We start from the raw sequence: 11,956 nt of genomic DNA on the forward strand, positions 1-11,956 counted from the left end.
TTATCTCAACAATCAACGTAAATCCCCTGCGACAGTCATGCCTTTTTTAGGTATAATTGCCTGTCGTTTATGCGGTTTTTTTGTATATTGGCCTGTTTTGATGCGACCTTCTTTTTCTTTGATTAATGGTAATTTGATACTATGACAGCTTCGATGTCTCATCTGCTTACTCATCGACATGTCTTGCTATTACAAGGAAAAATGGGCGGGTTTTTTCATCGTTTCTCAAGCTTTTTGCAGACGCAAGATATCAAGGTCAGCAAGATTAACTTTAATGCTGGCGATGCGCTGTTTTATCATCATCCCAATACTTACGAATACACAGGCACATTGGCGCAGTTTTCGTCGTGGTTGTCTGCCTTTATTCAAGAGCAAGGGGTCGATGCCATCGTCTGCTTTGGCGACTGCCGTCCGCACCATACTCAAGCGGCGCGGGTCGGTGAGCAGCTAGGCACCTCGTTTTTTGTATTTGAAGAAGGCTATTTGCGCCCTGATTACATCACCTTGCAAGAGCATGGCATCAATGGCTACTCACGCCTTAATACGGCTGATATCAAGGCGCTGAAAAAAGCCAACGACCAGCCGCTCTATACGCATAATCGCTTTTATCGCTTGAGCGTCGCGGCCATCGTTTACTATGCGGCCACTTGGCTGTATAAAAGCCGCTACCCGCATTATTCCCATTATCGTGGCATGACCGCCTGGCAAGAGGCAATCGCTTGGCTAAAAGCGCCGTGGCGCAAGCTGCGTGGCTACCTACCTGACAAGCGCTTACAACAGCGGCTAACGCGGCAAGACAGCAACAATTATTTTTTGATTAGCTTACAGGTGCATAATGACTCGCAAATCACACATCACAGTGACTATCGTGATGTGGTGCAGTTTATTGACGAGGCCATCGCAAGCTTTGCCCATCATGCCGATGCTGCGCAGCTGCTGGTATTTAAGCATCATCCGCTAGACCGAGGTCATCGGGATTATCGTGAGTTGGTAGCAAGTTTGGCGGCGCGCTACCAAGTCGCAAATCGGGTGTTTTATGGCTGTGATATGCATCTGCCCACCTTGATGAAGCACAGTATCGGAATGGTGACCATCAATAGCACCACGGGTCTACAATCGGTATATCATAAAAAACCGACCAAGGTCATGGGCCGCGCTATCTATGATACTCCCAAACTGACGGATCAAAAACCACTTGATAAATTCTGGCAGCAGCCAAAAGGCCCCGACAACGAGTTTTATCTGCGCTTTCGTGAGTATCTGATAGAGCAAACTCAGCTAAATGGTGCTTTTTATGGCAAGTCGCCATGGATATATAAGTATCTAAGCGCGACAAAAGACACTGACGATTCAGCGTTCTCTGAGAGTAAGATGCCCTAAAAAATAACGGGGATAAACGTGAAATATCGCAAAAGACACAGGCGCGATAAACAAATTAGCCAACAATCTGTTGCCTTCTTTTTTTCTGTAGCGTTATCGGCTTGTAACGTCACTGGTAAATCCTCTGCCAACGCATAAAATCGCCTTACTTTATAGTGGAAAACTGCTAGAATACGCTTTTATGTTTGCGCATAACGGTTAGCGTCTTCAGTGATTGATTAAAGACAGTGATACCGGATATCGGTCTGATAATGTCTAGATATTTGTGACTCATTTATGGGCTGCCAGTTTTTAGATAGCAACTTTTTAGATAGCGACCGTGTGACATGCGCCTGACAGCATTTGCTCGAATCTTTTATTCTATCACCCTTAATTTAGTAGGCGCTTTGTGACTGCATTAGCAAATATTCGTAACTTTTCAATCATTGCCCACATCGATCATGGCAAGTCGACGCTTGCCGATCGTTTTATCCAGATGTGTGGTGCCTTGCAAGATCGCGAGATGCAAGCGCAGGTACTCGACTCTATGGATATCGAGCGTGAGCGCGGTATCACGATTAAGGCGCAGTCGGTCACTTTGTTTTATGACCATCCAAATGGCGAGCGCTATCAGCTTAATTTTATTGACACGCCAGGCCACGTCGACTTTTCTTATGAAGTGTCGCGCTCACTTGCTGCCTGTGAAGGGGCACTGCTGGTGGTGGACGCCGCGCAAGGCGTCGAAGCACAGTCGGTGGCCAACTGCTACACCGCGGTCGATCAAGGTTTGGAGGTTATGGCAGTCTTAAATAAGATTGATTTGCCACAAGTAGAGCCTGAGCGCGTGATTCAAGAGATTGAAGACATCATCGGGATTGAAGCCATTGATGCGCCGCGTGTCTCTGCCAAATCAGGTCTAGGCGTCGATAAGCTATTAGAAACGTTAGTAGAGGTTATCCCTGCGCCAACAGGCGACCGCGAAGCCCCGCTACAAGCCCTTATCATTGACTCTTGGTTTGATAGCTATTTAGGCGTGGTATCGTTGGTCCGTGTCCGTGAAGGGACGGTGAAAAAAGGCGATAAGATTTATATCAAATCGACCAAAGAGTCTCACCCTGTCAGCTCTATCGGTGTCTTTACGCCAAAACCTGTCGACACCGGCGTCCTAGAAGCAGGGGAAGTGGGTTTTGTCATCGCTGGTATCAAGGACATCGCAGGCGCGCCGGTGGGTGATACCATCACGCATGCCAGCACGCCTGACGTTGAGCGTATCCCAGGTTTTCAGCAAATCACTCCGCAGGTCTATGCAGGCATGTTCCCTGTCGATGCCAATGATTTTGAAAAATTCCGTGAAGCCTTACAAAAACTACAAATCAACGACGCCTCGCTTTTCTTTGAGCCAGACACCTCGGATGCGTTAGGGTTTGGTTTCCGCTGTGGCTTTTTGGGCATGCTGCATATGGAGATTATCCAAGAGCGCTTAGAGCGCGAGTATGACTTGGATTTGATCACCACTGCGCCATCGGTGATTTATGAGATTGTCAAAAAAGACGGTGAGATTATCTATGTCGATAACCCATCGAGATTGCCTGAGCCAAACAATATCGAAGAGTTCCGCGAGCCGATTGCTCGTTGTCAGATTTTAGTACCGCAAGATTACTTGGGCAACGTCATGACTTTGTGTATCGAGCGCCGCGGCGTACAGGTCGATATGCGCTTTATGGGCAAGCAAGTCCAGCTGATCTTTGATATTCCGATGGGTGAGGTGGTCATGGACTTCTTTGACCGTCTAAAATCAGTCTCGCGCGGCTTTGCCTCATTGGATTATAACTTTGAGCGTTATCAAGTCGATAAGCTGGTGAAAGTGGATGTACTCATCAATGGTGATCGAGTTGATGCGCTAGCGATGATTGTCCATCAGGACCAAGCACGCTTCCGTGGCAACCAGCTAGTGACCAAGATGAAAGAGCTGATTCCGCGTCAGATGTTTGATGTGGCGATTCAAGCGGCGATTGGTAGCCAGATCATCGGTCGTAGTACGGTCAAAGCCATGCGTAAAGATGTCCTAGCCAAATGTTATGGCGGTGACGTGTCACGTAAGAAAAAGCTGTTGTCTAAGCAAAAAGCGGGTAAAAAACGTATGAAGCAGGTGGGTAGCGTCGAGATTCCACAAGAAGCCTTCTTAGCCGTGCTGCAAGTGGATAGCTAAGAGTACATGCTGCTTTGGTAAAGGTTTGATAAAAAATACGTCACATATGGTTTGATCTTATCGAGGCTGCAATAAGATAAGCCGCTCGTTAATAGGCAAGTTATTATGGATTTTGATTTTAATTTAATTTTAGTGCCATTAACCATCGGCTTAGGTATCATTTGGCTATTAGATAAGTTGACCCTCAAACAGCGTAAGACTCGCGGACGCGGCAAGGAGAGCTTATTGGTCCGCTGGGCTTATGACTTTTTCCCCGTATTGGCCGTGGTGTTAGTGGTACGTTCATTTTTGATTGAACCTTTTAATATTCCCTCGTCATCGATGGTGCCTACGCTGTACACAGGCGACTTTATCGCAGTCAATAAGTATGCGTATGGTGTGCGTCTGCCTTTGACGTACAATAAAGTATTGGACACAGGCGAGCCTGAGCATGGCGACGTGGCCGTGTTTCGCTATCCAGAAAACCCAAGTATTTACTACATAAAGCGTGTGATTGGTCTGCCAGGGGATACGGTGAGCTATGATAACGGGACGCTTGCGATCAATGACGTACCAGTAAAAACCAAGCCTGTCAGCTTTACGGCCAATACAGATCTGACGTCTCAGCTTTATTTACCAGGACAGATTGCCCCCGGTCAAATACTCACCGAAGAGAGCGCTGCTGCCATGGGCCAGCAAGAAGAGCGTGAAGCGCAGTATTTTGCCGAAACTCAAGGGGATACGACGCATCTTGTGCGCTATTTGACTGATATGAATAGTGCGCAATATGCGCCTTTTTTGCAGCAACAAGCGCCAGAAGTGGTCAGCTCTGAGGGTACACAGTGGCGTATCCAGGTACCAGAAGGTCAGTATTTTGTGATGGGTGATAACCGTGATCGCAGTGCTGACGGTCGGTTTTGGGGTTTTGTGCCCGAACAAAACCTAGCGGGCAAAGCGGTCTACATCTGGATGCATAAGCCGCCTGGCCTAAACCTGCCCACTTTTGCACGTAACGGTACGATTCACTAACCGTAAAGACTGACTAGAGCGCCTCTTCACTTAGGGTTTGGTTTGAGGCAGCGCGTACAAGCATGATATGTCTGCTGATAAAAGTAGCAGCGCCGCTATTGGTTTTTTTATCGATAATAGTTTTGTGCTACTATTGTTACTATCTAATCAACGATCGTCTCATAGGTAGGCGGCGGTTAAAAATAGTGATTTATCAATATGGACCAGTAGAGGAAAAGGATCATGCAGCAGATATCTGGCTTGGCAACGCAGCGCGGTGCAAGTGTGACCAGTATCGTTTTAGTCATTATGGTTTTGGGTGTTGCTGCCAAACTCATCGTTGCTATCGTACCCGCTCACATCGGTGATTACCAGTTAAATAAGACTTTAAGTGCCCAGCTAAAAGAGTCGAATAAGAATAATGAAACCGCCAGACAGTACGTCGAACGTGTCAATCGGCAGCTATCTATCAACGCTGATTATGACACCAAAGCAGAGGACGTCTTTACCTTTACCAATAAAAAAACGGGTCAACTGGCGATTCATAAGCAGTATGCGGTCACCAATAACTTCTTTGGCAATGTCGATATCGTTAATCGTTTTGAGGCCGATATCGATATGAGTAGCGCAGAGTAGCGCAGCCGAGCTGCCGATGATTTTTATAACGCATTTATCATTCCAACCATTCACCACCTCAGTAAAAACAGAAGGGATAACCATAAGCCACGCATGAAATCAACTTCGCAGCATTCCCAAGCGGTTACTACTCCCAAAAAAAATAGCACGTCTGTCGACAACCACGTTGTGAGTACAGAGTTTGTCCAACGATTAGCGGTTTTGACGCGCAAATTAGGCTATGTGTTCAACGATTTGAGCTTGCCAAAGCTTGCGCTGACGCACCGCTCTTTTGACAGCAAAAAAAACTACGAGCGTTTAGAGTTTTTGGGTGACGCCCTGCTAGGGATGATCGTCGGAGAAGCTTTGTACCATCGTTATCCGACGCAAAATGAAGGGCGATTGACGCGTATGCGAGCCACTTTAGTACGTCAAGAGTCGCTGGTAATCATCGCGCAAAATCTTGAGCTCTCCAACCATTTGATTTTAGGCGTGGGCGAGCGTAAAGGTGGCGGACGCAATCGCGCTTCTATCTTGGCCGATGCTGTAGAGTCTTTGATTGGGGCGATTTACCTAGATAGCCAAGACATGGACATCACGCGCCAGTGCGTACTGTCGTGGTATGGGGATTTGATCGACAATGTCAACGATCAAAAAGCCTTAAAAGATGCCAAAAGTCGTTTGCAAGAGTGGCTACAGTCCAAGCAATTTGATTTACCACATTATGAGCTATTAGAGACTCGAGGGAATGCGCCGCATCAGATATTTGTGGTGCGCTGCCATGTCAATATCAATGAATGCCCTGACATTACTGAGTCTGGTGAGAGTCGCCGTATCGCTGAGCAAAAAGCGGCCGAGCTGATGATTAATCAGTTGCACAAGCTGCCAAACTCTGCCAAAAAACGCTTATAGCAAGTGATAAACCCACAGCCTTACATATAATATGGTTATTGCAAGTAATATGGTTATTGCAAGGCAGTTTGTCCACATTGATTTTACTCGTCTTGACCGCATATATTATAAAAGTTCACCTATTTATTAGCCCATAACGCAATGGATGTTTTAATATTGGTGATAATGCACCATTTAACGCCTAGTGATTTTTTATCAAACACCGTTTGGCTGGTGATAAACCCTACAGGATTACCTTATGAGCAATCATTCTGATTTGCCATCACACAATGCAGATAATACTGACAATATGACTGAAAACACCCCCATGCCCGCAGACCAAAATCAGGTAGCAATGAGCACAGACGAGATCAATCAGTCAGAAGATGTCTCATTAGAAAACGATGCCGCCATTGAGGCATTTTTTGCCCCGAGTAGCCAGACGCGTATCGCGGAAGATTTCAAGTCGGGCTATGTGGCGATTGTTGGACGTCCAAACGTGGGTAAATCGACATTGATGAACCACTTGCTTGGGCAAAAACTGTCTATTACCTCGCGCAAGCCGCAAACCACCAGACATCGTATCCACGGTATTTTGTCAAACCATGAGATGCAAGCGGTGTTTGTCGATACGCCGGGTATCCATCGTAACGAAGTACGGGCAATCAATGAGCGTATGAACAAAGCCGCGGTTTCAGCCTTGGTCGATGTTGATTTGGTGCTGTTTGTGGTCGATTCGGATCAATGGCGTGATGATGATCTGCTTACCTTGCAAAAACTTGGTGAGACAGATCTGACCGTGGTATTGGTCATCAACAAGGCCGATACCTTGAAGGATAAAGGTACGCTACTGCCCCTGATCGAAACGTTCCACGAAAGCTTTGACTTTGCTGATATCGTTCCTGTGTCTGCGCTAAAAAACCAAAACCTAGATCGCTTACAAGAGGTGATTGCCTCACACTTACCAGTAGCGTCGCCTATTTATGATACCGAGCAAATCACCGACCGTTCAGAGCGTTTTTTGGCCAGTGAGATCATTCGCGAAAAAATCATGCGCAGTGCAGGCGATGAAGTGCCCTATGATTTGACCGTGCAAATTGATGAGTTCAAAGACGAGCCTGCGCATACAGATGCCAAAACTGGCCGTCCACGCAAAGCTTGTACCTTTATTGATGCGACCATCTATGTGGAGCGTAGCGGACAAAAAGCCATCGTCATCGGAGATAAAGGCCAGCGTATCAAGCAAGTCGGCATGGACGCTCGCAAGGATATGGAGCAACTGTTTGACAAAAAAATCATGCTGACCTTATGGGTAAAAGTCAAACGTGGCTGGTCTGATGACGAACGAGCCTTGACCAGTTTGGGCTATTGATGCGCAGCGATACCGATAGGTATAGCTGTTTTTAAGCCACCTGATAAACATGGGGGCTGAGGTAATAGACATGCGTAACGAAGCGTTAACAGGTTACTTATTGCATCAGCGTCCTTATCAAGAAAAGCGCGCATTATATTGTCTTTTTTCTCAGCAGCATGGGGTCATACATGGGGTTGGCAAAAAAGGCGCACCGCTATTTATGCCTTTGCAGCTATTTGCCAGTGGCAAGCGTGATTTAAAGACGTTTAGTCAAATCAACATCGCTGTACACAGTAACAGTAATAGACATGAAAAAGTCTCTTTAGATGCTCATCCCGATGGTACAGCGGTAGATGACGCTCACACGCTTGCTGCAATGCCTTATGAGACAATCACGGGTCAGCAGCAGTATTCGGCATTGTATCTCAACGAGATACTGTGGCGTCTTTTGCCAACCGAAGACCCAATGCCGGTACTGTGGCAGCACTACCAAAACAGCCTATACCAACTCAAACAGCCTTTAACCCAGCAGCAGCTGCGTCTATGCTTGCGTCAATTTGAAAAGCACCTATTTGATGAGCTTGGTTTTACCCTGACTCTCAGTCATGACAGTATGCAAGACGCGATTGTGCCTGAGGGACTATATCGGTTTTTGCCAGATGCTGGGTTTTTGGCCATATCGCGTGACACCATAGAGTCTGAGCGTTTAACAAGTGCCAAGGGCTATGCGGTGTTTTTGGGTGCAGATATCATAACAATGGCGCAGTCAGGCATCACTACCACGACGCTAAACGACTGGTCAAAACTACATCGTCATCTGATTGATCATTTATTAGAGTATCAGCCCCTGCAAAGTCGATTGTTGTGGCAGCAGCAGCGGCGCTATCAATGATTACGTCTAGCAGTAGTCACATTTATCAATCAATCGTTACGTCTATCAATAGTCATGCCTGTCTATTAGGTCTCGTTATTAAAAGGATGTCTTATGACCACTTCTTCATTGTCCGCCGCTCATGGTGCTTTGCAAAAACCTTTGTTAGGCGTCAATATTGACCATGTAGCGACATTGCGTCAAGCACGCGGTGTCAATTATCCAAGCCCTTTGGCAGCCGCTTTACTGTGTGAAAAGGCGGGCGCTGACGGTATCACGATACACCTACGCGAAGATCGTCGCCATATCCAAGATGCTGATGTCTATGAGATAGCAGAGCAGCTGACGACGAGAATGAATTTAGAAATCGCTGCAACAGAGGAGATGCTAAAAATTGCCAGTGAGGTCAAGCCATACTGGGTATGTCTGGTACCTGAAAAGCGTGCTGAGCTAACCACAGAAGGCGGTCTTGATGTCGCAGGGCAACTGGCTTGGTTGACTGATTATATCGGTAAGCTACAAGCTGCGGGCATTAAAGTGTCACTGTTTATTGACCCTGACGACAAACAAGTCGCAGCAGCCATCGAGTGCGGCACGGATGCCATCGAGCTACATACCGGTGCTTATGCCGAAGCAGGTTTGGCCGGTGATACAGGTGCCCAGCAAAATGAGCTTGCGCGCATCAAAGCGGCGGTTGCGACTGCGCAACGTCTCAATAACCAGCTACTGGTCAATGCAGGTCATGGCCTCACACGTGACAATGTCCATGCCATTGCACAGATAGAAGGGATTTATGAGTTAAACATCGGCCATGCGCTCATCGCAGATGCCGTATTTGCCGGACTAGAACAGGCCGTCGTGATGATGAAAGACGCGATGTATAAAGAAAGCTAAAAAACCTGCGTAGCTAGTTAATTAGAGGTTGCCTATTTAGAGACCATAATAAATAAGGCTCATTTATCACATTGAGTGGGGTGGTTTTCATTAAGCTTTTGCTTAACAATGCCGCCTTGGTTGAAAGAGATGAGATACATGGCTTTATTATAAGTGGCCGTTGGGCAGTATTTTATATGACCAAAGTGCCCACGCGGTTTGCCACTATCTCCCCAAAACTTAGTATAGTGGCGTCTGCCGCCTACGCGTAACATGACCTTACTGTGTTTTAGCTTCAGTGACTGCTGCACCAATAGCTGATCAACCTGCGTATCGAAGTGCTTGTTGTTATTTTTATCGATAAATAATAAAAGGGTTTTGTCACTGTTTCTATGACAGCGGCCACCTGCGTTTGATAAGCACAGCAACACGTTTTGTCTTCTGATAAAACTTTCAGCCTTGGCTAAAGCAAGTGTATCCTCTAATTGGTTTTTGACGCGTTCAGCTTCCATCCGCGCCAGCTGCGTCTGTATGGCTGGTGCCGCCATCATCGCTATAATAGCCATTATCGCCACAGTGATAATCAGCTGAATTAAGGTAAAACCCTGACAACTTTTATATACGTGCGGACAATTCGTGATCTTGGGTTTATCTAATGAAGTGATTGGATACGGTAAGCGGGGCGACCAGGCTATACAGTCTTTACCTCTCTTATAAAGCAGGTAACGTCTTGCTTTATCAAATAGCAGTGCACCCAAGACCAACGTTACTTTACCAGCGCAACCAACGCGGCAAATTCTAAGTAGCTCTATCCTAAGTAGCCAGTTCATGAGGCGTGTAACCTATACTAAGTGAAGGAATCTAATAACGGGGTCCCACTTATTTCCTTGTTACTTCATTGTATATTTGTGTTTTTAAATATATTGCTAGTTTTTTATCAAAGTGCCATTATTTTGCTTTACACAAAACTGTGTAAATACACTATAATCTACAGTGAATAAATGTCGACTTATGTAGTTTAAACAAAATATATGTCTACTGTCAAAAAATGTTTCAATTGGTGAATGCTGGGTTTTAGCAATAGAGAAAAACTACTAACTGTATTAAAATACGCTCAGACAGTAGGTATTGTTAAGTGAACTATCTATTGCGAACTGACATACAAAAGATAAAAAGCGTAAGGTGTGTTAGTTCTAGGTAACTTAAGCTGGTTATTGTGTTTTAGTTACGACATTATCGTGTAATAATGTGTAGCTCGTTAACGAAAAAAGTTGTAAACTGAATTGATAATCGCTAAGCTACTCCTTAATTGGTTTTGCTTTGTAACTTAAAATTCGTAAGAGATGTCTATTTTAGAGCGTCTTGAGAAGCGGTTTTGCTTAACGCATCACTAAAATTATCCTTTGGAGGAAGTCCATGAAATTGAATAAAATTGCTCTAGCTCTGGTTGCTGTAGCAGCTGCGCCTTTAGCAGCAAATGCTGGCGTAACAATCAGCCCGCTATTACTTGGTTATCACATGACTGAAGAGTTCAGTGATACTAGTGATAAGCAACGTGATATCCTAAAAACTGGTAAAGATCTATATATCGATGCCAACGGTAACTCAATTGATGGCCGTGGCGGTAACGTACCAAATGGCGGCGTAGCGCAAGAAAGCGGTCTTTATACTGGTGCTGCTCTTGGTATCGAATTGACACCTTCTACGCAGTTCCAAGTTGAGTATGGTGTTACTAATACCAATGGCGAAGCTTCAGAAAGATCAGCAGATGCTGGCGTAAACCGTTTCGACGTAGAACAAACCATGCTTTCTGGTAACTTCTTGATCGGTACTGAAGAGTTCACGGGTTACACCGACAACGCATTCAAACCATATGTATTGGTTGGTGCTGGTCAATCTAAAATCAAAGTAGAAAACCAAGAAACTTATGGTCCTGCTGAAGGTTCGTCTGTAGGTACAGTTAATGCTGGTACTGAAGTATCGAACTCTAAAGACACTATCGGTAACCTAGGTCTAGGTGCTATGTATCGTATCAACGATGCACTAAGCCTACGTGGTGAAGCTCGTGCGATTCACAACTTTGACAACAACTGGTGGGAAGGCATGGCATTGGCCGGCCTAGAAGTTGTACTTGGTGGCCATTTAGCACCTACAGTAGCAGTACCACCTATGCAAGAGCCAGTAGTTGACAACACGCCAGTTGTGGTTGTTGATGACCTTGATTCTGATGGTGACGGTGTACCTGATAGCATCGACGCTTGCCCAGGCACTCCAATGAACGTTGTCGTTGATGAGCGCGGTTGCCCAGTTCCAGTAGATATTACTGATGAGCTAAAAATGGAACTACGCGTATTCTTTGACAACGACAAGTCAACGATCAAAAACCAGTACAAGCCAGAAATCGCTAAAGTTGCTGAGAAGATGCGTGAGTATCCTAACTCTACCGCTCGCGTAGAAGGTCATGCTTCTAAGACTGGTCCTTCAGCACGTTATAACCAACGTCTATCTGAAGCTCGTGCCGTTGCGGTTAAATCTATGCTAACTAACGAATTTGGTATCGCGCCAAACCGTCTAACCACTGTTGGCTATGGTTACAACAACCCAATCGCGCCAAACGACACTGAAGAAGGTCGTGCTATGAACCGTCGTGTTTATGCCATCATCACTGGTGACAAAACAATGACTGTTGAGCAAACTAAAGACATGGTTGTTCAGTAAATAACAACTGATAGACTTAAGTCTTGAGTGAGAAACACTCATATATAGTTACAAAAAAAGCCGCCCATAGGGTGGCTTT

At 45.7% G+C, this 11,956-nt stretch carries 10 protein-coding genes; 9 read left to right on the top strand and 1 reads right to left on the bottom strand.

What is annotated here, in order from left to right:
• The first annotated feature begins 153 nt into the window (after positions 1–153).
• From BTV99_RS08835 to BTV99_RS08870, 8 genes are all read left to right on the top strand, one after another.
• Complete coding sequence (locus BTV99_RS08835; RefSeq protein ID WP_256713763.1) at positions 154–1,380, top strand: capsule biosynthesis protein; 1,227 nt, start codon at positions 154–156, stop codon at positions 1,378–1,380.
• A gap of 388 nt (positions 1,381–1,768) precedes the next feature.
• Positions 1,769–3,568 carry a translation elongation factor 4 gene (gene lepA, locus BTV99_RS08840; protein ID WP_075102007.1) on the top strand — a complete coding sequence of 600 codons (1,800 nt, stop codon included), beginning with the start codon at positions 1,769–1,771 and terminating at the stop codon, positions 3,566–3,568.
• Between the two features lie 105 nt (positions 3,569–3,673).
• Complete coding sequence (lepB, locus tag BTV99_RS08845; RefSeq protein ID WP_075102008.1) at positions 3,674–4,576, top strand: signal peptidase I; 903 nt, start codon at positions 3,674–3,676, stop codon at positions 4,574–4,576.
• 222 nt (positions 4,577–4,798) lie between these two features.
• A complete protein-coding gene (locus tag BTV99_RS08850; RefSeq protein WP_256713764.1) occupies positions 4,799–5,191 on the top strand; it encodes a DUF4845 domain-containing protein in 393 nt (130 codons plus the stop codon).
• A 93-nt stretch (positions 5,192–5,284) separates the two neighbouring features.
• The gene (gene rnc / locus BTV99_RS08855; RefSeq protein WP_075102010.1) at positions 5,285–6,082 is read left to right on the top strand and encodes a ribonuclease III; all 798 of its coding nucleotides are present in this window, start codon (positions 5,285–5,287) and stop codon (positions 6,080–6,082) included.
• A gap of 334 nt (positions 6,083–6,416) precedes the next feature.
• Positions 6,417–7,433 (top strand): GTPase Era, encoded by a 1,017-nt coding sequence (era, locus tag BTV99_RS08860; protein ID WP_075102064.1) that lies wholly within the window; start codon positions 6,417–6,419, stop codon positions 7,431–7,433.
• A 70-nt stretch (positions 7,434–7,503) separates the two neighbouring features.
• Complete coding sequence (locus BTV99_RS08865) at positions 7,504–8,307, top strand: DNA repair protein RecO (RefSeq protein ID WP_075102011.1); 804 nt, start codon at positions 7,504–7,506, stop codon at positions 8,305–8,307.
• A 93-nt stretch (positions 8,308–8,400) separates the two neighbouring features.
• Positions 8,401–9,180 carry a pyridoxine 5'-phosphate synthase gene (locus BTV99_RS08870; protein ID WP_075102012.1) on the top strand — a complete coding sequence of 260 codons (780 nt, stop codon included), beginning with the start codon at positions 8,401–8,403 and terminating at the stop codon, positions 9,178–9,180.
• A 59-nt stretch (positions 9,181–9,239) separates the two neighbouring features.
• Here BTV99_RS08870 and BTV99_RS13775 read toward each other — a convergent pair whose 3' ends face one another.
• On the bottom strand, positions 9,240–9,824 hold the full coding sequence (locus BTV99_RS13775) for a GspH/FimT family protein (protein ID WP_372046629.1): 585 nt from the start codon (positions 9,822–9,824) through the stop codon (positions 9,240–9,242).
• A 751-nt stretch (positions 9,825–10,575) separates the two neighbouring features.
• On the opposite strand from BTV99_RS13775, the gene BTV99_RS08880 reads away from it, so the two are divergent.
• Complete coding sequence (locus BTV99_RS08880; protein WP_075102014.1) at positions 10,576–11,877, top strand: OmpA family protein; 1,302 nt, start codon at positions 10,576–10,578, stop codon at positions 11,875–11,877.
• Positions 11,878–11,956 lie beyond the last annotated feature (79 nt).

It is taken from the genome of Psychrobacter sp. Rd 27.2, from assembly GCF_001921755.1.
In the GTDB taxonomy this organism is placed as follows: domain Bacteria; phylum Pseudomonadota; class Gammaproteobacteria; order Pseudomonadales; family Moraxellaceae; genus Psychrobacter; species Psychrobacter celer.